Source organism: Granulicella sp. L46, assembly GCF_009765785.1.
Classification (GTDB): domain Bacteria; phylum Acidobacteriota; class Terriglobia; order Terriglobales; family Acidobacteriaceae; genus Granulicella.
In genome coordinates, this window is record NZ_LMUT01000009.1 from 299333 (window position 1) to 321924 (window position 22592).

The following is a 22592-nucleotide window of genomic DNA, read 5'->3' on the forward strand; positions in this document are numbered from 1 at the left end:
AGCAAGCGCCCGTTCTCCCGCGCCACTACTTCGCTGCGGTCGCGGTCTCCGCCAATCGACCATTCGCAAAGAGCAGGATCGTGTTGAGCCTTTGCACAACCTCTTGTTTCGCGCGAATGCTGGCAGAAAGAGCCAGCAGCCGCTCTGTCAATTCTTTTACGCCCGCCCAGTCGCCCCTATCTCGAAGCTCTTGCAAAATAGGCGCCGCTTCATGACAGCGAATGTGAAAGCGCAATGTCTCAAACCCCTTGCGATCGAACAGTGTGCTGAGAATCTGCAAGCCATCGCTCTTTAGTTTGCGTGCTTTAATCGGAATCAGACTAGCGACGGCGAGAAGGGTGCTTCCCACAAAGAGGTATTTGGCGATCCCTCCCAACGTGCTCTGACGAGCCGCGATCGGATAAAGCAGCGCTGCGAAAACAAGGTTGGCCAACGGACCCGCCGTTACAAAGAGAAGGTGTCGCAGCCGCATCATGTCGTCAGGACGTGTCAGTTGCATGTTGACCCATCCGGACAACACGTTCATGCCCCGCCAATCAAGATCCCACCTTGTTTGCCAACGCAGGCAACTAACTCTGAACTCCTTGACGCGGAATCCACAAGCTATCCCCACAACGAGGTGACCGCTTTCATGGACGGCGACTAGTAAAACGTACGCTGCATAGAACGCGAGCCACACCGCTACCAAAGAAGCGACGTCTTTGAACACCGTCGTCGCGGCCGGTTTCACCAAAAGCGTGGCTACGTTAATCAAGGGCATGGCTTCGCGACAAGTCTACCCTCAAAGCCACAACGCAGAACCTCGGCAACGTTATCCACTCCTACTTCCCCGCCGCGATCGCCGCCTCCGCCATCGGCTGCATAATCGCATACCCCGCCGCATTCGGATGCACCCCATCCTTACTAATCCCCGGCTTCATCCCACCATCCGGCCCAGCCATAGCAGTCCAGTAATCCAAATACGTAAGCTTCTCCTGCCCGCAATAATCTTTCAGCCAGGCATTCAGAGCCTCAATCGTCTGCGGCACCCCGGCAACCGACGGCCGCCACGGATACTGCGCCGCCGGCAGCGTAGACGCCAGAATCACGCGAATCCCATTCGCCTGCGCAATCTCCACCATCCCCTTAAAATTGTCCTCAATCATCTCCAGTGTCGACGGCCCCGTATTCCCCGCAATATCGTTCGTCCCTGCCAGGATCACCACTGTCTCCGGATGCAACGCCACCACATCCTGCCGAAACCGCACCAGCATCTGCGGCGTCGTCTGCCCGCTGATCCCCCGATTCACATAAGGCTTCCCCGGAAAGAATGACCCGCCGTTATACTCCCACGCATCCGTAATCGAGTCCCCATAGAACACCACTCTCCCCGCAGCCTCCGCCGGCAGCGCCTGGTCTGCCTCGCGATACCGCCCCAGCTGCGCCCAATCCTGCAACTCCGCCTTCATCTTGGCATTGTCCGCCTCCATCTTCGCCTCACTCCCCGACGCTACTTGGGCTGCGGGCGGCGTTGGAGCCGCAGCAGGATTCGTAACCTGTGCCGCCGGCGGCGGGGGCACACTCGTCTGCGCACCCGTCGTCATACTCATCGCCATCCCTGCCGCCACCACACCAACCATCCAGCGCATCAGTGCTCCTTCAACTTTCGACAGTCAGCTCGGCTCGCTACTTCCCGTCATCCACCAATCCAAGATCCTTCAGCATCGGCGCAACGGTCGGCTGCGCGCCCAGCCACGTCGAATACATCTTGTCCAAATCCTGCGTATTCCCGCGCGAGAGCACCATCGTCCGGAACCGGTCGCCATTCGCCCGAGTCAACCCGCCATGATCCTCGAACCACTGGTACGCCGCATCATCCAGCATCTGCGTCCACGAGTAGGCATAATACCCAGCCGCATATCCATTCGCCCAGATATGCAAAAAGTAGCTCGACCGATACCGCGGTGGCACCGCCGCCAGATTCAAATGCACCTTGGTCAACGCCGCTTTCTCAAAGTCATCCACATTCTCGAGCGGAGCCGTCGCCGGCAGCGTATGCCACTGCATATCCAACTGCGCCGCCGCCAGTGCCTCGGTCACTAAATATCCCTGGTCGAACTTCGCCGACTTCTTGATCTTCGCCACGAGATCATCCGGCATCGGTGCTCCCGTCTTGTAATGCAGCGCATAATGCTTGAACACCGCCGGATAGCTAGCCCAGTGCTCATTGAACTGCGACGGAAACTCCACAAAGTCGCGCGGCGTGCTCGTGCCCGACAAGCTCGGATACATCGTGTTCGCAAACATTCCATGCAGCCCATGCCCAAACTCGTGGAACATCGTCGTCACATCGGAGAAGCTAATCAGCGCAGGCTGTCCCGGCGCCGGCTTCTGGAAGTTTGCCACGTTATAAATCACCGGCAGCGTCTTCAGCAGCGTCGACTGCCCCACAAAATTACTCATCCACGCCCCACCCGCCTTGTTGTCGCGCTTGAAGTAGTCAAAGTAAGCCAGCGCCAGCGGCTTGCCATTCGCATCGAACACCTCAAAGACCTTCACATCCGGCTGATACACCGGGATGTCCTTACGCTCCTGGAACGTCAACCCATACAGCTGATTGGCCGCATAGAAAACGCCATCCTGCAGCACGCGATTCAGCTCAAAGTACGGCTTCACCTGCGAATCATCCAGGTCATACTTCGCCTTCCTCACCTGCTCCGCATAAAAATTCCAGTCCCAGGGCTGCACCTGGAAACTGCCACTCGCCATCCCGCTACCCTTGCCCGCATTTTGTTTATCGATCAGTGCCTGAATCTCCGCCTGCTCGCTCTTAGCCCTCGCCGTCGCCGGCCCCACCAGTGCATCCATAAACTTCTGCGCCGCCTCAGGAGTCTTCGCCATCTGGTCCTGCAGCACCCACGCCGCATAATTCGGGAACCCCAGCAGCTTCGCCTTCGTCGCTCTCACCTGCGCCAAACGCGCGATCGTCGCACGCGTGTCATTCGCATCATTACGCTCGGTCCTCGTCCACGAGTCATCAAACATCGCCTTCCGCGCATCGCGATTGCTCATGAACGTCAGGTCCGGTTGCTGCGTCGTGTTCTGCAGCGGAATCACATACCCCGCCGTCCCCCGCTCCTTCGCCGCCAACTGTGCTGCCTGCACCTGCGCGTCGCTCAACCCCGCCAGCTTCGACTTGTCCGTCGTCACATACGCCGCAGCCTTCGTCCCCGCCAGCAGCTTGTTCATAAACGTGTTCGACAGCACTGCATCTTCTTCATTCAACTTCTTCAGCTTCGCCTTATCCGCATCGTTCAACTTCGCGCCCGCCTTCACGAACTGGCGATAATCCACCTCCACCAACCGCAGCGACTCGGCATCCAGCTTCAACGTCGCGCGCGCGTCATACACCTTCTGCACCCGCGCAAACAATTTGTTGTTCAGATAGATCGCATCCTGCAGCGCCGCCAGCTTCGGTGTCTCGACATCCTGCACCTTCTGCAGCGTGTCATTCGTATTCGCCTGCGTCACCCCAAAGAACACCAGCGTCACGCGATTCAGCAGCTGTCCCGCCTTCTCCATCGCCACAATCGTGTTATCGAACGTAGGCGCCGCCGGATTATCCGCAATCGCCTCATTCTCCTTCAGCGCCTGCGCAATCCCCGCCTCAATCGCCGGCTGGTAATCCGAATCCTTGATCTTGTTAAACGGTGGCGCCTGAAACGGCAGCTTGCTCTCCGCATAAAAAGGATTCGACGGCCCAAACGCCCCGCCTCCATTCGGCGCCCCACTCTGCGCACTCGCACCCGCCGCCGCCATCGCTCCTGCCATCGCCAATACGCACATCCTCTCCAACCGCTTCATCATCGCAGAGCTCCTATTCTCCGACCCTACGCCGCACCCCCTCCCCAACACAACCTCTTTCGTCGCTCACCCCGGGGATTTGCCTTCCGTCTGTCATTCCCAGCAATGTATGAGCCTGTCCGTCCCCACACACTTCCGTCATCTCGACCGAACCCTGAGCGCGGTCGAAGGGGAGTGGAGAGACCCCTGTATTGACTTCTGCCCTTGCCTTTCTTTGACAATTTCTGAAGGAAATTGTCATTCCGAGCGCAGCGAGGAACCTGCTTCTCGCTCGCGCAGCGAGCGCCCGTTCTTCCCGCGTAAACTATATCTGCATGCCCATCGAAACCTCTTCCGCCCCCTCCCCCATCACCACCATCGCCGACATCGGCAAGCACGAAGGCCAATCCGTCACTCTCCGCGGCTGGCTCTACAATCTCCGCGCCTCCGGCAAGCTTCTCTTTCCCATCTTCCGCGACGGCACCGGCACCATCCAGGGCATCGTCCCCAAAGCCGCCGTCCCCGAGCATGTATTCGAAACCCTCAAGTCCCTCACCCTCGAATCCTCCCTCGTCGTCACCGGCCGCGTCCGTGCCGACGCCCGCGCCCCCTCCGGCTTCGAGCTCGACGTCGACGACGTCACCATCACCCAGCGCATCCCCGACGAAACCCCCTACCCCATCCAGCTCAAGGAAGCCGGCGTCGACTTCCTCATGGAGAACCGCCACCTCTGGATCCGCACCCCCCGCCAGTCCTCCATCCTCCGCATCCGCGCGACGATCATGCGTGCCGCAGCCAAATACTTCGACACCAACGGCTTCATCCGCACCGATCCACCCATCCTCACCCCCAACGCCTGCGAAGGCACCTCCGAGCTCTTCGAGATGGACTACTTCGGCGACGACAAGGCCTACCTCACCCAATCCGGCCAGCTCTACATCGAAGCCACCGCCATGGCGCTAGGCCGCGTCTACAGCTTCGGCCCCACCTTCCGCGCCGAAAAATCCAAGACCCGCCGCCACCTCACCGAGTTCTGGATGATCGAGCCCGAGGTCACCTACATGGACCTCGACGGCCTCATGTCCCTCGCCGAAGCCTTTCTCACCCACATCGTCACCCGCGTCCTCGAGCTCCACACCGCCGACCTCAAGACCATCGGCAAAGACGTAACCAAGCTGGAAGCCGTCATCGCCCCTTCGCCCTTTCCACGTTTGACCTACGACGAAGCCCACGCCATGCTAGTCGACGCCCACGATAAAGGCCTCATCGAAACCGTCCACCAATACGGCGACGACTTCGGCAGCCCCGACGAGACCTTCATCAGCTCCCAATTCACCAAGCCCGTCATGGTCCACCGCTACCCCGCCGCAGTCAAAGCCTTCTACATGCAGCCCGACCCGCAAGACCCCACCAAGGCTCTCTGCGTAGACGTCCTCGCCCCCGAAGGCTACGGTGAAATCATCGGCGGCAGCCAACGCGTAGACGACTACGACCTCTTAAAATCCCGCATCGAAAGCCACAACCTCCCCATGGCAGCCTTCCAGTGGTACCTCGACCTAAGAAAATACGGCAGCGTCCCCCACTCAGGATTCGGCATGGGCATAGAGCGCTGCGTAGCCTGGATCTGCGGCCTAGAACACGTCCGCGAAACCATCCCCTTCGCCCGCACCCTCAACCGCATCTACCCGTGATTTACCTGGAAATCCGCAAATCGTTGCTATACAAAGTGGAGAAACGCTGAACTTTGAACAGAAGTTAGCCGAAGGGCTTTACAAACAGCTTAGGGGCCGCCGCGATGGATCTGGAAGATAGATTATTCGAGCTGAAGGTCCTGCAACCGCTTGGCGCTTCAGTAGATCGATATTTTTACGTCAAACTCGTCGGAGTCAGTCATCTGAACCCCGATCGCACCAGTCGAAAAAATGTCATCAAGACTTTAATTCAAGGTCAAGAGTTGAAGCTACGTAGGGAACCCACGAACATCTACGATCCAAACGCAATTCTCGTTTGCACTGAGGATGGCAGGGGCGCCGGATATCTCGACGCGCGTCTCGCGGGAGACGTTACGCGCAGCATGAAACAGGACGTGCGCTGGCGGTCCTATGTTCGCAGGGTGCTTCATGAAGATGGCACCACCCATTGGGGTGTCGTTGTATGTATGGTCCGATACAACAAGCTGACTGACAATGCTTCATCCACACCAGGTCTAAGCGGGCCTGAATTTCTAGCGAAGCACTACCCGGATTACAAACGTATCGAACCGCAAGCCCCATTAGAAACGCTTCCAAGATGGGCGGTGCTGACTATTGCCGGATTACTGCTGCTTGCCTTAGTAATTGCTATCCATAGCTGCTGAAGAACAACAGTGCGAAAACTTCGCCATACACACCCTTTGTGCTCTTGCCTCTAGTGGTTATCACGCGACGAGCGCGACCAGCACAGCCCATCTCCGACCCACCCAAAACCCCTGTCATCCTGAGCGCAGCCGAAGGACCCCGAGTCCGTCCACCTCACCCCTACCCCTCAACCCTTTCTCACCAACCCTCGAAGGGGCACAGCTGGTAGCCCAAGGCTTTAGCCTTGGGTCTCCGTGCCATAAACCAGCCCGCGCAAAGCGCGCACCACTCTGCCGAAGGTCGGAGTGCAGGCGAAGCCGGAACGACTAAATTGCTTTCCCCAATCCAGTTTCTAAATCCACTTACAAAAATAATCCCAGCAATATCCAATAATTCCCTTGCATTAAATCTTTATAACTGGCAAAGTAACACCTGCGTAGGAGAAGCCCGATGAATTACAAATCGCACAACACGATGCGTAGGTCCCCAGAGAGCAATCTCTGCGGCGATCGCCGGGCTTTGTTTATTGCAGCTCAAAGCTGGTAACGCTACACCTACGCACAAACCCAACAACCTAACTAACTCCTGAGTGGCGTTGACGATAGTTACTTCGCTCAAACCTCGACCAACACTGTCGTCGCTCGTTCCCTCAGGAACCCCTCTGTCAGTGGCGCACTTCATGGCTACTTCTCGGTAGGTCCCGCAAGGGCTGGGTTCGAATCCCACTCACGCCTTGAAGGATTATTCCCTGACAGAACTGCGCTCTCCACGCAGCCGCAAACCCGCGTCTGCAGTGAGCGCAGAAAATCAAGTTAGGCCGGTGGCGCAGAGTACAGTTACTTCGCCTGTTAAGCGGGAGGTCGCAGGTTCGAATCCTGCCGCGGACGTAAGTCTGTGTAGCTCAGTGGCAGAGCACCTAATTACTGTCCTCGACTTATTCCCCGGCCTATAAAACCATCCAGTAACTCTGGATAGAAAGTGAAGCTTGCAATGGGCAGGCCATACATCAAAGGAGGAACGCCGATAGGCTCCGACTCCTTATGCAAAACCTGTAGTTATGCGCAGATTATGTCGGGCTTCCGCGAGTCCGAGTTACTCACCATCTGCCATAACCCGGACCCGTACTTAACCGTGCCCTTCAATATCTACGAGTGCACGCGTTACTACGACAAAAATCGGCCGAGCTACAACCAGATGCAGAAGCTCGCCATCCACGTCGAACCCAAGACCCTCAAGCCCGCCGGCTTCCGCACCGGCATCGGCTTTCAGGAGTCCGTAAAAGTCACCGTAGGCACCACCGACGATGACGATGAGTACGACGACGACTAACCCATTCGCCGGTGGCGAAGAAGACAGCTACTTCGTAGAGCGCCGTCCGCAAGGACGGAGGTCGCGGGAACCCGCCGCAGCCGCAGGCTGCGTAGCTCAGACCAACACCGCCGTCTTCACTCATTCCCCGGCGAGTACCACCACCAGCCACCTTGAAAGGAGGTGCGCCATGAAGTTAAACATCCTGAAGCTCTCTCACCTCGCGCGTCCCCGCACCCACGAGCGCGCGCCCGCCGCCGTCCTCACCCCGGAGCAGTCGCTCCGCCGCAGCGTCCTCGCCTGCATGCTCTGGGAAGACGAGTTCTACGAGTCCGGCGCCACCATCGCGTCGCGCCTCCGCGAGCTCGTCCCCCAGGTCGCGCCCGCCACCGTCGCCGCGCTCGCAATCGAGGCCCGCTCCGCCATGAAGCTGCGTCACGTCCCGCTCCTTCTCGTTCGCGAGATGGCGCGTCACGCCACCCACCGCAGCCTCGTGTCCGAGACTCTCGCCTCCGTCATCCAGCGTGCCGACGAGCTCTCCGAGTTCGTAGCCATTTACTGGGCCGACGGAAAGCAGCCGCTCTCCGGCCAGGTCAAGAAGGGTCTAGCCGCCGCCTTCCCGCGCTTCGACGAATACGCGCTCGCCAAGTACGATCGCGCCACCGTCGTTCGTCTCCGCGACGTCCTGTTCCTCTCGCACGCCAAGCCGCGTGACGCCGAGCAGGCCGCCGTCTGGAAGCGTCTCGTCGACGGACAGCTCGCCACTCCCGACACCTGGGAGGTCGCACTCTCCGCTTCGGGAAGCTCCGGAGTCTCGGCCTCTGCGCAGACCAAGCGCGACACCTGGGAGCGTCTGCTCACCGAGCGCAAGCTCGGCGCCCTCGCCCTCCTGCGCAACCTTCGCAACATGAAGGACGCAGCCGTGTCGGAACACCTCGTCCTCAACGCACTCGCTGCGATGAACGCCGAGCGCGTCCTCCCGTTCCGCTTCCTCGCCGCCGCGCGCCATGCGCCACAGTGGGAAGAGGCACTCGAGGCCGCAATGTTCCGCGCGGTTTCCGAAGGAAAGCGTCTCGCCGGACACACCGTTCTCCTTGTCGACGTGTCCGGGTCCATGATCGCGTCGCTCTCCCGCCGTTCGGAGATGAACCGCGTCGACGCAGCCTACGGTCTAGCCGTGCTGCTGCGCGAGATCGCCGAGAAGGTAAGCATCTTCACCTTCTCGAACTCGGCGAAGCTAGTTCCCTCTCGTCGCGGATTCGCTCTCCGCGATGCGATGGAAGCCAGTCAGCCGCACCTTGGAACCAATCTCGGTGCGTCACTGGTAACCGTGCACGATGAGGTCCCGCACTACGACCGCCTCATCGTCATCACCGACGAGCAGTCGCACGATCGCGTCTCCGCACCCCGCAACCACGGATACGTGATCAACGTCGCCTCTGCGAAGAACGGAGTTGGCTATGGAAGCTGGACCCACATCGATGGCTGGAGCGAGTCCGTCATCGACTACATCCGCGAACTAGAGCTCGCGGTTTAGCCCACCAACCGTGCTCGCGCAATCCCCATTGCGCGGGCACGCAAATCCTCTACGCGCTGACCGCGAAAAGCCCCTCGCCATTCACACTTGAACGCACACTCACCTGCGCCAGGCTCTTAGCCACCTGCCCCAGCATCTCCGTCGGATGCATCGGCTTCGCCATCAAAGGAAAGTCGTGCCCCGCATCATAGGCCCGTATCAAATCCACACTCCGCGCATGCCCGGAGAACAGCACCACCTTGCACCCCGGCGCCATCGCGACCATACCCAGCGCCAGCTCCACGCCATTCATCTCCGGCATCGCCACATCGCTGATCAGCAGATCCGGCGCCCGCACGCTCGCCATCTCCAGCGCCGTCTTCGCGTCATACGCGCGCACCGCCCGATAACCTGCATGCGTCAAAATCATCGCCAGCGTATCCGCCACCAACGGCTCATCATCGACAACCATAACGATAGGCCGCTCTACCAACATCTCGACCGCGTCGTCCACCGGCACTTCACTCATCGAAACCACTTCCGAACCGCACGTTGGGGACATCGGGGATACCTCTAAACACACCCTAGGCGTCTCGTTCTGTCATGGGTTAACTCTTTTCCACGTTGATTCGTCTATTCCAGTCAGGTCACATCAGCTTTAGTTAAGTTCCGTCAGATCAATTAACCGTACGAATCATTAGACAAACATCTCGTTTTGTGCTTAAATTTCATCAGAATTTGGCAACGGTTCATCACGATAAGGCGTCGATAAGCTATACAACAGTTGGCATAAGGAGGCCAACCATGGACGACAACGAAAAGACCCCTCTCGCCACCATGCGCTTCGACTCCATCTCGCAAGTGGATGTCCCCAAGGGCCGCGACGGTAAACATAAGAAAATAATCACCCAACTGCTCGGCGACATTTCCCAGCTCAGCGCCGGTTCTGCGCTCAAAATCCCCCTCGCGGAGCTCCCCGACACCAAAGAAAACATCCGCGCCGCCCTCAGCCGAGCCGCCGCCCAGAAGAAGCTCTCCATCGCGACCTCCAGCAACAGCGACTACCTCTTCGTCTGGAAAACGAACGAACCCATCAGCTAGACCCCACGGTCGTCAGCCTAGTCCCCAAAACCTCACCTTCTGCCGCAGCGTAACCTGATTCGAGTACCCTTATACCGGTACTGCGAATCCACGAACCGCTGCGCCCACCCGCATCTTTCCGCGCCCGCGCCAGCCAGAACGAGAGGACACCATGAACATCGCCGCCAACGCCACCGAACTCATCGGAAACACGCCCCTGGTCCAACTCAACCGCGTGGCCGCCGGCTGTAACGCCCGCATTGTCCTCAAGCTCGAGAGCAACAACCCCGCCGCCAGCGTCAAAGACCGCATCGGCTTCGCCATGATCAACGCCGCCGAAGCCGACGGCAAAATCACTCCCGGCGTCACCACCCTCATCGAGCCCACCTCCGGCAACACGGGCATCGGCCTCGCCTTCGCCGCCGCCGTCAAAGGCTACAAGCTCATCCTCACCATGCCCGAAACCATGTCCGTCGAGCGCCGCATTCTGCTCCTGGCCTTCGGTGCCGAAATCGTCCTCACCCCCGGCCCCAACGGCATGAAGGGCGCCATCGCCAAGGCCGAAGAGCTCATCGCCGCGACGCCCAACAGCTTCATGCTGCAGCAATTCAACAACCCCGCGAACCCCAAGATCCACTTCGACACCACCGGCCCCGAAATCTGGAACGACACCGACGGCACCGCCGACATCCTCGTCTCCGGCGTCGGCACCGGCGGCACCCTCACCGGAGTCAGCGAGTACATGAAGTCCCGCAAGCCCGGCTTCTTTACCGTCGCGGTCGAGCCCACCGATAGCCCCGTCCTCTCCGGCGGCAAACCCGGCCCGCACAAGATCCAGGGCATCGGCGCCGGCTTCATCCCCAGCATCCTCAAGACCGACCTCATCGACGAAATCGTCCAGGTCACCAACGACGAGGCCCTCACCATGGCCCGCCGCCTCCCCAAAGAGGAAGGCCTGCTCGTAGGAATCTCCTCCGGCGCCGCCGTCTTCGCAGCCCTGAAGATCGCGAAGGAACCCCGCCACGCCGGCAAGCTCATCGTCGTCATCATCCCCAGCTCCGGCGAGCGCTACCTCTCCACCGCCCTCTTCGAAGAGCTCCGCCAACAAGCCCTAGCCACCCCAACTTCCACCGTCACCCTGTAGCGGCAACCTCTCCGGGTGCCCCATCCGTTCGCTCCTTTGCGCACGGGTGGGGTGCGAAGGCTCGACAGCTCTTGCTTTCTGAGAGGCGCAGAGTTCAATTGATCGATGGCTTATCAACTCGCTCGATCACCAGAACCTCCATGGGAGCCTTGATCGGTATTACCCTCAGGCCTAGCTGTCCTTGGAGTGCGGTAAACATGGAGACGGTCAGTTCGTCTGGTTGCGGAGGCGTTGCACCTGGAGGCGCAGAAAGACTCTTAACCGAAACGCCGTTCAAGACAAAATCATAGTTACCCCGCAACCCTGTCTGATCCACTACGAGCCGATCTCCATCTGGCTCCTGGGTCATTAGCCAATTGGCAAGCCAACTCATCCGAACCGCAGTTCCCGTCACCTGATTTGGCCCCGTTTGATTGATGCCAGGAAACGGGCCTCCTTTGGGTTGACTGATCGTCGGAGCAGCACCCTTCGCTGGCGGCGGGGGCGGCGGCGGGGGCGGCGGCATGCGCGAACTGGCCACTTCGTCCGGCACCTCAACAGTCTTGAGTTTCGGTCCTCCCTTCGCGACAACCAGTCCGTATGCTGGGAGCTGCTTCATCGTAGCGTTCAACTTGAGCTGACACCGTTCCTCAAGCAGAGACTGCAACATCAACTGAAATTGCTGGAGCGAATCCATGAGGCCCAACTTGTTCATCGACGCCACGGTCGACGCATCCGCCTTTGCTTCGACATCGAAAGTATCCCGGTCGAGCCAGGCTGGGCCACCAACCAGTTGATCGTCCAGCGGAGCCCGAATGTTGTAGGCCGACTTGATCAGCGCCCTCAGCGAAATATGCGTAGCGCTCATGCGGCCATCACGCCGGTCCCACAGCATCGACGGCATCTCGTCACTCTTGCTCGGCTTGATCGTTGCCACCTCGAAGCTCGGACGAGGACCGTTCGCATGCAGTATTTGTGCGTATGACGGATTGAACAGCATCATGCCAAACATCACCGGCCCGAGGACCGCACAACTGCCCACGAGAGCCAATCCTAGCTTTCTGTTGCGGTTCAGCTTTTGTGCGCGGGACGTCATAATCTTCTGGAGCCGGCGATTTAAATCCGCTCCAGTGATGCCTGAGTTGCAGAGAAGGGGCGATTCAACACAGAACCGACACGCTTTGAGCAGGCCTTCGGCGTAGGATGCGGGCTGTTTCACAATGCCAACCACTGCCTCGTCGCATGCTTGCTCGCGCTCCTCTATCAATCGATGCTCGATCCACCACACCAGCGGATGAAACCAGAAGATCGCTTCTACGACCATATGGAGCGCCGCAGTAAGGTTGTCCATCCTGTTTCTGTGCACGACCTCATGGGCCATAATGGCCCTCATCTCGTCGTCTTCAAGGCGCACCGAAAGTCCCGCGGGCCAAATCAACACGGGTCGGAGGACACCGAATATCCCCGGTTCCAAAAGTTCATGAGAAACCAGCAAGTCAATCCCCTGCGCGCCAATAGAGCCCTCCAATTCACGCAGCAGTTCTACCTCAACACCCGACTCCACCTTTTTGGCGTTCTGGAGCACCTTGAAAATACGTTTCCAACGGGTAATCCAAACCAGCAGTACGACTGCCACGCCGCTGAGCCACACCATCGCGACCGCCATGGGTATCCACTCAAACGAAGTTAGCTTGCTGGAGGACATGAGCCGTTGGGATGGAACTTGTGGAACCGACGCCTGCGTAAACGGTTGGCCGACCGAATCGAGCACGGAATAAATTGCGGTTTGCGATCCAACATATTGAGGGTGGGGTAAACGTCCGCCGACCGCCACCAACAACGAGAACGGAATGAGAAATTTTGCGGACGCAATCAGCCACAAGCTATACCGGATCCGCGCCTCATGCCGTCGCAACAAAAATGCCACGAAACCAACGGCCAGGGCGAACACCGTGGATTGCCAGAGATGATTGGCTAACGCAGGCCATACGTCAGCGATGGCAGCAGACAGTTCTTGTAGGATCATGCCTTGTCTTCCTTCCGCAGCTTCTTGAGCATCTTCTCTGCGTACTCGACGTCGTCCAGCGTCAGTTTCCCGGCGCTGATGAGGTGAGCGACGATGGGCCGCGATTCGCCGCCAAATAGCGTAAGCAACTCCTCGATGAAACTCCGCTGCGCCGCATCTCTCGAGATCACCGGTGCGAAGATGTGGAAGTTTCCAAGCTTTCGCACGCGGCCCAACGCTTCCTTGGCCTCAAGCCGATAGACGGTCGTCTGGGCGGTCGCGTAAGAAGGTCTCTTCTTTGCAGGGAAGGCCTCCTGTATCTCGCGTATGGATGCTTCCCCTCTCTTCCACAAGATCTCCATAATCTCTCGTTCTAGTCTCGACAGTCGCAGTTCCTTCACGTCAATACCTCTCGACCCTATAAATAATACAAATGTATGTTTTAAACAAGCATGTTGTATGTGCATAGTTTCGGTGGTCGATTGTCTTCCTGCTCGCCTAAGCTGCTGCTTCGTCTCAGCACCTCAAAACGGCATGCGCGACAATTGCGAATTCCTGCAAAAGAGTTTTCGTGACAGTTATTTGCGCGCAGCATCACATGCCTGCGGCCACGCCCAGGTTCGTAACCTACCCAAACATCTCCGCCGCACTATCATCAACCCAACCATGAACCTCTTCGACCACACCCGCGTCATCCTCGAACGCGACCCCGCCGCCACCTCGCGGCTCATGGTCCTCACCTGCTACCCCGGTCTCCAGGCCGTCTGGGTTCCACCGCGTAGGCCCGGGAGAACAAGCTAGGTAGAGCCGGTTTGACGACTTAAGCCGAAGACGGGAATATGCTTCAACCATGAGAACCAAGACGTTGGTCCTTATCTCTTCCTCGCTTGAATTGGCAACCGGACTCGTACTCATTGCCGTTCCAAATCTTGTTGCGAACGTTCTGCTTTCTACAGGACTGACACCGGCCGGAGAGGCTGTTGCCAGAGTAGGCGGGTTCGGTCTCTTTTCGCTTGCCCTTGCTTGCTGGCCGGAAGGCGAAGGCGACAACAAGCGGCCCATCACGGCGCTGTTTGTCTATAACCTCGTGGCAGCGTGTTACCTGGGTTATCTGCGAATCGGTGGGGAGTTCACTAGTCATCTCCTCTTGCCAGCCAGTGTTCTTCACGGACTATTGGCGGTGCTGTTTGCTCACCCGGCCTACAAGAGTGTCGTCGATAGAGACCCCGTTATGTGAAGCGTGTGCTCCTCGTTCTCGAAGGTGGCGTTTTCGGCAAGTTCGAATTCCCGGCATAGAGTTTTTGTAACCGCCTCGCTACGCTCCGCATCAGACGCTTATGCGAACGCCCCCGCTCGCAAGCTGTCCAAAACCCACCCGCGCTATCATCAACCCATCCATGAACCTCTTCGACCACATCCGCGAAGACACCCGCTGCATCCTCGAACGAGACCCCGCGGCCACCTCGCGGCTCATGGTGCTCACCTGCTATCCCGGTCTCCAGGCCGTTTGGGCCCACCACATCAACCACTGGCTTTGGTGCAAACACTTTAAGCTCATCGCCCGCCTCGGTTCCCAGATTGTCCGCTTCTGGACCGGCATCGAGATCCATCCCGGCGCCACCATCGGCCGACGCCTCTTCATCGACCACGGCATGGGCGTGGTCATCGGCGAAACCGCCATCGTCGGCAACGACGTCACCATCTACCAGGGCGTCACCCTCGGCGGCACCGGCAAGATCAGCGGCAAGCGCCACCCCACCCTGCGCGACAACGTCTTCGTCGGCAACACCGCCAACATCCTCGGCAACATCACCATCGGCGAAAACTCCCGCGTCGGCGCCGGCTCCGTCGTCCTCCGCGACGTCCCACCCGACTCCACCGTCGTCGGTGTCCCCGCGCACATCGTCTACCAGGCCGGCAAGCGCGTCCTCATCACCGACCCCCGCGACATCAACGACCCACTCTCCGACGTCATCCTCACCCTCGCCGACCAGATCCGCGCCCTGCAATCCCGCGTCGACCACCTCGAGGGCGACATCCACCAGGTCGTCATCCACGAGCCCGCCCTCTCCCTCACGACCGAGCAACAGGAGAGCGCCCAGTACCGCACCGACCTCGAATCCCGTCCCGGCTTCGTCGTCGACGGTGAGGGAATCTAACCCCCCGAAACCATCAGACGCCTCAGCAAACGCAGAAAGGGCGCCCGCTACCCGAAAAGTAGCTAAAGCGCCCTCTGCGTAACCCGAAACGAGGCTAAGTCAACACCCCGACCAACCCATTTCCAGCCAAAACAGGGCTTACTGCTTCGGCGTGCCCGACGAAGCCGTCTGTGGCAGCATGCTCTTCGGCACGGGCGGCGGTGTCACCGCGTACTCCACTTTATCCTTGCCAGCAGGCTGGGCAGCCGACAGGGGCCACACGTAAGGAGCAGTCGTTGTATCTCCGTAACCCATGCGAGGATAACGGCTTATAGCCACGGTCGAACGGTCGAGGCGCACATAAACATCCGCCTTGCCCTTCCGCTTTTCCAATAGGCTGCTGCCCTCATTGCTCAACTCCACGCTGTGCCCATCCACCGTGAACGCCAGCTTCTCACCGTCAAACGCATCCGGCACCTTCACGCCATCCGCCAGCGGCCCCATCGAGACCACCGCCGTCCCCACGCCGGGAACGAAGAAATACATGTAGCCAGTGTTCTGTATGTCATAGTTAAGCTGGACTTTAGCAACCATGCCATCGATCGTCAGCACGCCATCGCGCACCCGCGCAGAGATCAAATGATCAGGCATAGCGGACGGCTGAGACGCCGTCGCTGACACGGGAACAGCCCTAGCCTGGGCCTGCGCCTGGCTCGCAGCCGCCATGGAAAGCGCCGCCACCAGCGCCAATGTTGAATAAACTCTTTGAGAAAATTGAGACACGAGTACCTCCAATCGAATTGCCGTCATAGATGTGTGGGATCACGTACGACATGTATAGAAGCACCTCAATAACCAAACGCGTTTCAACTGCAATCAGTCAGTTACATATGAACAATCTTTGGTACTGTGCAAACTTTTGCGTGTATCTGTCCGAATATTTTCCTGCTCTAGCGATGCGTTAGTGGACCCACGCCGGTTCCCAATAACTCAATGGCCCGGAGCATTTGGGCGTGCGGCAACGGCCCGCCGCTCATCATCAGTGTGATGCGTGAGACTTCGCCAAGGGCGTCGCTGACACTGTGCATCTTTCGCGCAACAGTATCCGGATCGCCAACAAAGAAGGCTCCGTCCTCCGATCGCTGGGCATCGAAGGCCGCGCGCGTCGCCGGTGGCCAACCCCGCTCGCGGCCGATGCGCGTAAAGGTTGTGGAATAGGCCGGCCACAGAATATCGGCAGCCTCCTGCGTAGTGTCGGCGAGGAAGCCGATGCCATGTACGGCCACGTCGAGCGACTCGGGCGCGTGGCCGGCGCGACGGCCCGCTTCTCGATAGAGGTCCACAAGTGGCCGGAATCGGTGCGGTTCACCGCCGATGATGGCAACAGTCAGCGGCAGTCCCAGCATTCCAGCGCGGACGAAGGACGCTGGGGTTCCTCCTGCGCCGAGGCGGATCGGCAGTCGGGCCTGGAACGGACGCGGCCAGACGCCTTGCCCGGTGAGTGAGGGACGGTGTTTTCCCTCCCACTCGACGCGGGTTTGGTCGCGGAGCTGGAGTAGCAGGTCAAGCTTCTCGGCAAAGAGTTCGTCATAGAACTTGGTGTCGTAGCCGAAGAGCGGATAAGACTCGATGAATGAGCCGCGGCCAACGATGATCTCGGCGCGACCCTGCGAAACGAGGTCAAGCGTAGCGAAGTCCTGGAAGACGCGAACTGGATCATCAGAGCTCAAAACAGTGACCGCAGAAGTCAGGCGGATGTTCTGCGTGCGCGCAGCAGCAGCGGCCAGGAGTACCGCCGGCGACGACGCGATGTACTCCTCGCGGTGGTGCTCGCCAATCCCGTAGACATCGACGCCGGTGCGATCGGCGAGTTCAATCTCCTCAAGGAGCTGGTGAACGCGTTCTGCGCCGAGCTCGCCGGGCGCGCGGCCGGAGCCGAGAGGTGTCTCAACAAAGCTATCGATACCGATTTGCATGATGACCATTGGATGAGTGAGGCAACCACAGCGACTCATGGCAGCGATTGCGTGCGCATGTTCCAATAGATAGAGAAAAGGAATTGTCTGAATCATGCCTCTGAACTGCGGAATTGTCGGACTGCCGAACGTCGGAAAGTCCACCATCTTTAATGCGCTGACAGCCTCCAAGGCTGCGGCGGCGAACTATCCCTTCTGTACCATCGACCCGAATGTCGGCATTGTGCCCGTTCCGGATACGCGCATGGATCGCATTGTGACCATGGTGAAGCCGCACTCGATCGTCCCCACGACCATGGAGTTTGTGGACATTGCCGGCATCGTGGAAGGCGCGAGCAAGGGTGAAGGTCTGGGCAACCAGTTCCTCTCGCACATTCGGCAGACCGACGCAATTCTGCACGTGGTGCGTTGCTTCTCCGATCCTGAGGTCATCCACGTCGCGGGCGGAGTCAATCCCATCCACGACATCGACATCATCAACACGGAGCTTCTGCTGGCGGATCTCGACACCGTGGAGAAGCGGCTCAACAAAGCCGAGAAGGCCGCCAAGTCTAACGCCGCGACCGCCGCAGCCAAGACCGAACTCAGCACCATCCAGAAACTCCTCGAAGTCCTTAACGCCGGCAAACCAGCTCGGACGGCCGATCTTGAGGACTCGGAAAAGTTAGTTGCCCGCGATCTCTTTCTGATCACCATGAAACCGCAACTCTACGTCGCCAACGTCGATGAAGACGGCATCGCTGACGGCAACGACTTCACCAAGCTCGTGGAGCAGCGTGCGGCCGAAGAGGGCAGCGAGGTGGTGCGGATCTGCGGTGCGATGGAGGCCGAGATTGCTCAACTGGAACCTGCAGAGCGGACCGAATTTTTGGAAGCTGCGGGTTTGGAGGAGCCGGGATTGAATCGGCTGATCCATGCGGCGTATCGGCTGCTGGGACTGATTACGTACTTCACGTCGGGCGTGCAGGAGGTTCGCGCGTGGACCATCAAGCGCGGGACGAAGGCTCCTGGAGCTGCGGGCGTGATTCACTCGGACTTTGAGCGCGGCTTCATCAAGGCCGATTGCTACGCCTGCGAGGACCTGTTCCGGCTCGGCAGCGAGCAGGCGGTGAAAGAAGCGGGGCTGCTGCGGTCGGAAGGCAAAGAGTACGTGGTGAAGGACGGCGACATTCTGTTCTTCAAGTTCAACGTGTAGACGCCGGACGCCAGCCGACCAAGACCGTGCACTAACGGGCGAGGGCGTGCCATGGATGGTTCATTGTGATTCCGGATGCAGACGCACAGGCGGTGCGTGATCGACACTGAAGAATATGGCGAAGAAGAAACTGCGCGTAGGGATTCTGTTTGGTGGTCGGAGTGGCGAGCACGAGGTGTCGTTGCGTTCGGCGCGATCGATTCTGAAGGCGATTGACCGGAAGAAATACGATGTGGTGGAGCTGGGCATCAGTCCGGAGGGCCGCTGGCTGCAGGGTCGCAAGGCGCAGGCGCTGCTGGGTGAGGGGGCGGCGGTGGGCGCGGGGGAGGCTGGGGTTTCGATTGTGAGCGCGGCGGCGGCGCCGGGTTCGGGGACTGGGCTGGATGTGGTGTTTCCCGTGCTCCATGGAACGTTTGGCGAGGACGGCACGGTGCAGGGTCTGTTTGAACTGGCCGACATCGCCTACGTGGGTTCGGGTGTTCTTGGTTCGGCCGCGGCGATGGACAAGGACGCGATGAAGCGCATGTTTGTGGCTGCAGGCTTGCCGCTGACTCCGCATGTGACGTTGCTGCGCAGCGAGTGGAGAGCGGATCCGAAGAAGGCGACGCGGGTGATTGAGAAGGCGCTGTGCTATCCCGTGTTTGTGAAGCCGGCGAACCTGGGGAGTTCGGTGGGGATAAGCAAGGTCAAGGTGCGTGGGGAACTGGCAGCGGCGATGGATCTGGCTGCGAGCTTCGATCGGAAGATTGTGATTGAGCAGGGCGTCGGCGGACCCGGTGTGAAGCCGCGCGAGCTCGAGGTGGCTGTGCTGGGTAACGATGCGCCGGAGGCCAGCGTGGTGGGTGAGATTGTGCCGGCGAAAGAGTTCTATGACTACGAGGCGAAGTACGAGCTGAGTGGTCCGGATGAGAGCGTTTGCATTCTTCCGTCGAAGTTGTCGAAGGCGGAAGAGAAGAGGATTCGCGCGATGGCCGTGGCCGCGTTCAAGGCGTGCGATTGTGCGGGGCTTGCACGGGTGGATTTCCTGATGGCTCCGGCAACTAAGGGAAAGCGTGCCGAAATTGTGTTGAACGAGGTCAATACCATGCCAGGATTTACGTCGATCAGCATGTATCCGAAGCTATGGGCTGCGAGCGGGCTTCCTTACGCGAAGCTGATCGATCGGCTAATCGAGTTGGCGATGGAGCGGCACAAAGAAAAGATGGAGACTAGCTTCTCGCGCTAGACCTGCGGCTGCGACCGCTGGCGACGCTGAGAGGCTACGATAGACAGAATGAGTATGACAACCACTTCACTGACATTGGCCGACATCCTCGCGGCGCGCGAGCGAATTGGCACGGCTGTCTATCGCACGCCGTGCACGCGGTCCGAGATGCTCTCGCGCATGACCGACCAGAGCGTCTTTCTGAAGCTTGAAAACCTGCAGATGACGGGCAGTTTCAAGGAGCGTGGCGCGCTCAACAAGATTGCGATGCTGACGCCGGAGCAGGCGAAGCGTGGAGTGGTGGCGGCTAGTGCGGGGAATCATGCGCAGGGCGTCGCATATCATGCGACGCGGCGTGGGATTCGCGCCGTCATTGTGATGCCGCTGACGACACCGCTCGTGAAGGTTACGGCGACGCGCGGGTTTGGCGCCGAGGTCGTGCTGCATGGCGGCAATTACGATGAGGCTTGCATCGAGGCCACACGGCTCTGCGAAGAGCAGGGTATGACGTTCATTCATCCATTCGACGATCCGCTGGTCATGGCTGGGCAGGGAACCATCGGACTGGAGCTGCTGGAGCAGGTGGAAGACTTGCAGGCTGTGGTCGTGCCGATCGGCGGCGGCGGGTTGATTGGCGGAATTGCTTGCGCGGTGAAGGAGATCAAGCCGAGCGTCCGCGTGATTGGTGTGCAGACTTCTCGGTTGCCCTCGATGCGCGATGCGATCGAGGCACATCATCCGGTGACGCTGGAACCTGCGACGACGATCGCCGATGGTATTGCGGTGCGGCGCGCGGGCGAGGTCACGTTTCCGGTGGTCGCGAAGTATGTCGACGAGATTGTGACCGTCGACGAGGACGAGATTGCCAGCGCGATTCTGACGCTGCTGGAGCGCGAGAAGACGCTGGCTGAAGGTGCGGGCGCGACCGCGCTGGCGTCGCTGCTGCAGAAGCGGACGAGCCTTGCGGAGGGCACGCGCACCGCGGTATTGGTATGCGGCGGCAATATCGACGTGACGCTGCTGAGCAGGATCATCGAGCGCGGTTTGGTGCAGGATGGGCGCTTGATTCGGCTGCGGATTCACTTACTGGATAAGCCTGGAGCGCTGACCGAGTTGACTACGCTCATCGCCGCGCATCGCGTGAATATTGTGGATACGTTGTATAACCGCGCGTACTACGGGGTGAATCTCGGCGACACGACGATCGATATCACTATGGAGACGCGCGGTCGCGAGCAGGTGGAGCAGTTGCTGGCCGCGATGACCGAAGCAGGGTACAAGCACAGCCGCGTGCTCTAAGTGCGAGGGTCCAGAGACAAGGGCCTTGACGCTAAGGGCACTCAGTTAGCCACGTTTCGCGAAGGGCTGGGGGAACCTTGGGTGAGACTCACCTTTGGTAACGTTACTCGCTATGCTCGAGGCAGAGGTGTTGCTTGGGGAAGCTTTGGGCTGCGTGTTTGGTGTTGGTTTTGGGGATGGGTTGTGGAAGTGCGAAGGCTCAGTACGGCTTGTATGCCATGGGGAGCGGCGGGTACCTGGGATCGGTGAACGCGGGGCAGGGTTCGCTGGTGGTTTCGCAGAATAGCCTGTCGGCTTATGGTGGCACGTTTGGGTTTTATGACTCGTTGCTGCACGCGGGGCCACTGCATCTCGGCGCGGATGCGCGATATGTGATCGAGTCCAGCGGCGGCAGTACTCGTTATGGCAACCAGATACGCAGCGGGTTGATCGGGCCGCGGTTAGCGTTGCGGAGCCGTGGGGTACCGTTCAGTCCTTACGTCCAATTTGAGATTGGCGGGGTGGGCACAAACTATGGGTACTACGCTTCGCGCTCGACGAGCTTTGCGTATCAGATCCAGGTTGGACTGGATTATGCCGTGGCGCGGCACGTGGATGCGCGCATTGAATACGGTGGCGGCCAGATTGGCTCGGCGTTTGATGGCTATCGGCAGGGAATGCAGCAGGTGGGAATTGGGCTTGTGGTGCGCTTCTAGGGGTGGTACTGCCCTGGTGGACTGTACAGTGCAAATGGGATGTATAGCCTTGAGTGGATAGTACAGCGCGGGTGGGAGAGCCCGCCTGGTTAGTATTCGTCTTCTTCGTCCGCTGGCGCTAAATCATCCGTCTCTTTCCTGCTTTCGGCGAGTTCTTCGAGGAAGCGTTGTGTTTCCTCTACTTGTTCGGGGTCTTCGTCGACGGAGAGGAGGGTGCCATCTTCGTCGTGGAGGAACTCGCGAACGGCCTGGGACTCGTTGGTCGTGACGTTGTGTGCGTTGGATGCGGCGATCTGCAGGTTATAGAGCATGGCGGCGGCGCGCTTGGGATCGAGGCGATTCTGACCGAGCACAGTGAGCACCATGGAGAGAGCGAGTTGGACGGAGTTGGCGTCTTCGAGGGGCGGGAAATCGAGGATGACGGGGCCGCGGGTATTGGCGTAGTACTGGGCCAAGATAGGCTCGCGTCGGATGGCGTCGAGTTGGTTGCTGCCGAGGTCGCAGATGATGTTGCTGGTGCCGTCGTCGGGCGGGTGGAGGGCGCGGTGATGGGCGTTGGCGCTGGTGTGATGGAAGCAGAGAGGCTTGCCGCGCAGGGCGGGCGATTGGCAGCGGCGGCCGCTGGGGCGGATGTGACGGCAATAGAGCGTGGGCATGGTTCTCCTTGAGGGCTGAGGGATACCCCCCTCCCTACTTTCACTTTTCGGTTAGCGAAGTCGTTTGGAATGTGCTAGTTGGCGTATGAGCGTTGCTTTCAAACGACTCATTCTAAATGGGTTAAATGTATGATCTTCTCTTGATTGGAGTTAGGGGCTTAAATGCGAACGCTGCAGCGGCGGTTGCCGATGCAGCGGTTGATGTTGGGTTTGATCTCTACTTCTAGTTTACCAAGTTG

22 protein-coding genes are annotated in these 22592 nt (G+C 59.4%); 13 read left to right on the forward strand and 9 right to left on the reverse strand.

Annotated features, from left to right (window positions below):
* Positions 1 to 25 precede the first annotated feature (25 nt).
* The 3 genes from GSQ80_RS08085 to dcp form a co-directional block, all read right to left on the reverse strand.
* The gene (locus GSQ80_RS08085) at positions 26 to 760 is read right to left on the reverse strand and encodes a site-2 protease family protein (RefSeq protein WP_216850193.1); all 735 of its coding nucleotides are present in this window, start codon (positions 758 to 760) and stop codon (positions 26 to 28) included.
* Positions 761 to 821: 61 nt separating this feature from the next.
* Entirely contained in the window at positions 822 to 1628 is an 807-nt protein-coding gene (locus tag GSQ80_RS08090; protein WP_254059514.1) for an SGNH/GDSL hydrolase family protein, read from the reverse strand.
* 37 nt (positions 1629 to 1665) lie between these two features.
* A complete protein-coding gene (gene dcp, locus GSQ80_RS08095) occupies positions 1666 to 3846 on the reverse strand; it encodes a peptidyl-dipeptidase Dcp (RefSeq protein WP_254059515.1) in 2181 nt (726 codons plus the stop codon).
* A gap of 311 nt (positions 3847 to 4157) precedes the next feature.
* Here dcp and asnS point away from each other — a divergent pair, with 311 nt between their 5' ends.
* From asnS to GSQ80_RS08115, 4 genes are all read left to right on the forward strand, one after another.
* Positions 4158 to 5513, forward strand: a complete 1356-nt coding sequence (gene asnS / locus GSQ80_RS08100) for an asparagine--tRNA ligase (protein ID WP_158787131.1) — start codon at positions 4158 to 4160, stop codon at positions 5511 to 5513.
* A gap of 104 nt (positions 5514 to 5617) precedes the next feature.
* The gene (locus tag GSQ80_RS08105; protein WP_158787132.1) at positions 5618 to 6178 is read left to right on the forward strand and encodes an HIRAN domain-containing protein; all 561 of its coding nucleotides are present in this window, start codon (positions 5618 to 5620) and stop codon (positions 6176 to 6178) included.
* Positions 6179 to 7136: 958 nt separating this feature from the next.
* Positions 7137 to 7487: a hypothetical protein gene (locus GSQ80_RS08110; RefSeq protein WP_254059516.1), complete on the forward strand. Its 351-nt coding sequence runs from the start codon at positions 7137 to 7139 to the stop codon at positions 7485 to 7487.
* Between the two features lie 169 nt (positions 7488 to 7656).
* Complete coding sequence (locus GSQ80_RS08115; RefSeq protein ID WP_158787133.1) at positions 7657 to 9003, forward strand: TROVE domain-containing protein; 1347 nt, start codon at positions 7657 to 7659, stop codon at positions 9001 to 9003.
* 49 nt (positions 9004 to 9052) lie between these two features.
* On the opposite strand, the gene GSQ80_RS08120 is transcribed toward GSQ80_RS08115, so the two are convergent.
* Complete coding sequence (locus GSQ80_RS08120) at positions 9053 to 9511, reverse strand: response regulator (RefSeq protein ID WP_254059517.1); 459 nt, start codon at positions 9509 to 9511, stop codon at positions 9053 to 9055.
* A 275-nt stretch (positions 9512 to 9786) separates the two neighbouring features.
* Here GSQ80_RS08120 and GSQ80_RS08125 point away from each other — a divergent pair, with 275 nt between their 5' ends.
* Both GSQ80_RS08125 and cysK read left to right on the forward strand, forming a co-directional pair.
* Positions 9787 to 10083 (forward strand): hypothetical protein, encoded by a 297-nt coding sequence (locus GSQ80_RS08125; protein WP_158787134.1) that lies wholly within the window; start codon positions 9787 to 9789, stop codon positions 10081 to 10083.
* A gap of 151 nt (positions 10084 to 10234) precedes the next feature.
* Positions 10235 to 11206: a cysteine synthase A gene (cysK, locus tag GSQ80_RS08130; protein ID WP_158787135.1), complete on the forward strand. Its 972-nt coding sequence runs from the start codon at positions 10235 to 10237 to the stop codon at positions 11204 to 11206.
* A 94-nt stretch (positions 11207 to 11300) separates the two neighbouring features.
* Here the strand turns inward: cysK and GSQ80_RS08135 are convergent, their stop codons facing one another.
* Together GSQ80_RS08135 and GSQ80_RS08140 are read right to left on the reverse strand one after the other, a co-directional pair.
* Positions 11301 to 13211 (reverse strand): M56 family metallopeptidase, encoded by a 1911-nt coding sequence (locus GSQ80_RS08135; protein ID WP_158787136.1) that lies wholly within the window; start codon positions 13209 to 13211, stop codon positions 11301 to 11303.
* Positions 13208 to 13591 carry a BlaI/MecI/CopY family transcriptional regulator gene (locus GSQ80_RS08140; protein WP_158787137.1) on the reverse strand — a complete coding sequence of 128 codons (384 nt, stop codon included), beginning with the start codon at positions 13589 to 13591 and terminating at the stop codon, positions 13208 to 13210. The genes GSQ80_RS08135 and GSQ80_RS08140 overlap by 4 nt, the downstream gene beginning before the upstream one ends.
* 181 nt (positions 13592 to 13772) lie before the next feature.
* On the opposite strand from GSQ80_RS08140, the gene GSQ80_RS22995 reads away from it, so the two are divergent.
* From GSQ80_RS22995 to cysE, 3 genes are all read left to right on the forward strand, one after another.
* A complete protein-coding gene (locus GSQ80_RS22995) occupies positions 13773 to 13991 on the forward strand; it encodes a hypothetical protein (protein ID WP_216850195.1) in 219 nt (72 codons plus the stop codon).
* 49 nt (positions 13992 to 14040) lie between these two features.
* Positions 14041 to 14427 (forward strand): hypothetical protein, encoded by a 387-nt coding sequence (locus GSQ80_RS08150; protein ID WP_158787138.1) that lies wholly within the window; start codon positions 14041 to 14043, stop codon positions 14425 to 14427.
* Between the two features lie 160 nt (positions 14428 to 14587).
* The gene (cysE, locus tag GSQ80_RS08155) at positions 14588 to 15349 is read left to right on the forward strand and encodes a serine O-acetyltransferase (RefSeq protein WP_158787139.1); all 762 of its coding nucleotides are present in this window, start codon (positions 14588 to 14590) and stop codon (positions 15347 to 15349) included.
* A 138-nt stretch (positions 15350 to 15487) separates the two neighbouring features.
* Here cysE and GSQ80_RS08160 read toward each other — a convergent pair whose 3' ends face one another.
* Positions 15488 to 16111, reverse strand: coding sequence for a hypothetical protein (locus tag GSQ80_RS08160; RefSeq protein WP_158787140.1), 624 nt, complete (start codon positions 16109 to 16111; stop codon positions 15488 to 15490).
* Between the two features lie 167 nt (positions 16112 to 16278).
* Positions 16279 to 17304 carry an Atu2307/SP_0267 family LLM class monooxygenase gene (locus GSQ80_RS08165; RefSeq protein WP_158787141.1) on the reverse strand — a complete coding sequence of 342 codons (1026 nt, stop codon included), beginning with the start codon at positions 17302 to 17304 and terminating at the stop codon, positions 16279 to 16281.
* Between the two features lie 94 nt (positions 17305 to 17398).
* Between GSQ80_RS08165 and ychF the strand changes: the two genes are divergently transcribed.
* The 4 genes from ychF (at position 17399) to GSQ80_RS08185 (ending at position 21697) form a co-directional block, all read left to right on the forward strand.
* Positions 17399 to 18499, forward strand: coding sequence for a redox-regulated ATPase YchF (gene ychF, locus GSQ80_RS08170; RefSeq protein WP_158787142.1), 1101 nt, complete (start codon positions 17399 to 17401; stop codon positions 18497 to 18499).
* Positions 18500 to 18614: 115 nt separating this feature from the next.
* On the forward strand, positions 18615 to 19724 hold the full coding sequence (locus GSQ80_RS08175; protein ID WP_158787143.1) for a D-alanine--D-alanine ligase family protein: 1110 nt from the start codon (positions 18615 to 18617) through the stop codon (positions 19722 to 19724).
* A 48-nt stretch (positions 19725 to 19772) separates the two neighbouring features.
* The gene (locus GSQ80_RS08180) at positions 19773 to 21002 is read left to right on the forward strand and encodes a threonine ammonia-lyase (RefSeq protein ID WP_158787144.1); all 1230 of its coding nucleotides are present in this window, start codon (positions 19773 to 19775) and stop codon (positions 21000 to 21002) included.
* A 134-nt stretch (positions 21003 to 21136) separates the two neighbouring features.
* Positions 21137 to 21697, forward strand: coding sequence for an outer membrane protein (locus GSQ80_RS08185; protein WP_158787145.1), 561 nt, complete (start codon positions 21137 to 21139; stop codon positions 21695 to 21697).
* Positions 21698 to 21786: 89 nt separating this feature from the next.
* On the opposite strand, the gene GSQ80_RS08190 is transcribed toward GSQ80_RS08185, so the two are convergent.
* A complete protein-coding gene (locus GSQ80_RS08190) occupies positions 21787 to 22353 on the reverse strand; it encodes a hypothetical protein (protein WP_158787146.1) in 567 nt (188 codons plus the stop codon).
* Positions 22354 to 22592: the final 239 nt, after the last annotated feature.

Coding starts and splice junctions, on each gene's coding strand:
- asnS (WP_158787131.1), top strand. CDS start 4,158: ATGCCCATCGAAACCTCTTCCGCCCCCTCCCCCATCACCACCATCGCC.
- GSQ80_RS08120 (WP_254059517.1), bottom strand. CDS start 9,511: ATGAGTGAAGTGCCGGTGGACGACGCGGTCGAGATGTTGGTAGAGCGG.
- GSQ80_RS08125 (WP_158787134.1), top strand. CDS start 9,787: ATGGACGACAACGAAAAGACCCCTCTCGCCACCATGCGCTTCGACTCC.
- GSQ80_RS08090 (WP_254059514.1), bottom strand. CDS start 1,628: ATGCGCTGGATGGTTGGTGTGGTGGCGGCAGGGATGGCGATGAGTATG.
- GSQ80_RS08175 (WP_158787143.1), top strand. CDS start 18,615: ATGGCGAAGAAGAAACTGCGCGTAGGGATTCTGTTTGGTGGTCGGAGT.
- GSQ80_RS08150 (WP_158787138.1), top strand. CDS start 14,041: ATGAGAACCAAGACGTTGGTCCTTATCTCTTCCTCGCTTGAATTGGCA.
- dcp (WP_254059515.1), bottom strand. CDS start 3,846: ATGATGAAGCGGTTGGAGAGGATGTGCGTATTGGCGATGGCAGGAGCG.
- cysE (WP_158787139.1), top strand. CDS start 14,588: ATGAACCTCTTCGACCACATCCGCGAAGACACCCGCTGCATCCTCGAA.
- ychF (WP_158787142.1), top strand. CDS start 17,399: ATGCCTCTGAACTGCGGAATTGTCGGACTGCCGAACGTCGGAAAGTCC.
- GSQ80_RS08135 (WP_158787136.1), bottom strand. CDS start 13,211: ATGATCCTACAAGAACTGTCTGCTGCCATCGCTGACGTATGGCCTGCG.
- cysK (WP_158787135.1), top strand. CDS start 10,235: ATGAACATCGCCGCCAACGCCACCGAACTCATCGGAAACACGCCCCTG.
- GSQ80_RS08105 (WP_158787132.1), top strand. CDS start 5,618: ATGGATCTGGAAGATAGATTATTCGAGCTGAAGGTCCTGCAACCGCTT.
- GSQ80_RS08180 (WP_158787144.1), top strand. CDS start 19,773: ATGAGTATGACAACCACTTCACTGACATTGGCCGACATCCTCGCGGCG.
- GSQ80_RS08085 (WP_216850193.1), bottom strand. CDS start 760: ATGCCCTTGATTAACGTAGCCACGCTTTTGGTGAAACCGGCCGCGACG.
- GSQ80_RS08165 (WP_158787141.1), bottom strand. CDS start 17,304: ATGCAAATCGGTATCGATAGCTTTGTTGAGACACCTCTCGGCTCCGGC.
- GSQ80_RS08115 (WP_158787133.1), top strand. CDS start 7,657: ATGAAGTTAAACATCCTGAAGCTCTCTCACCTCGCGCGTCCCCGCACC.
- GSQ80_RS08190 (WP_158787146.1), bottom strand. CDS start 22,353: ATGCCCACGCTCTATTGCCGTCACATCCGCCCCAGCGGCCGCCGCTGC.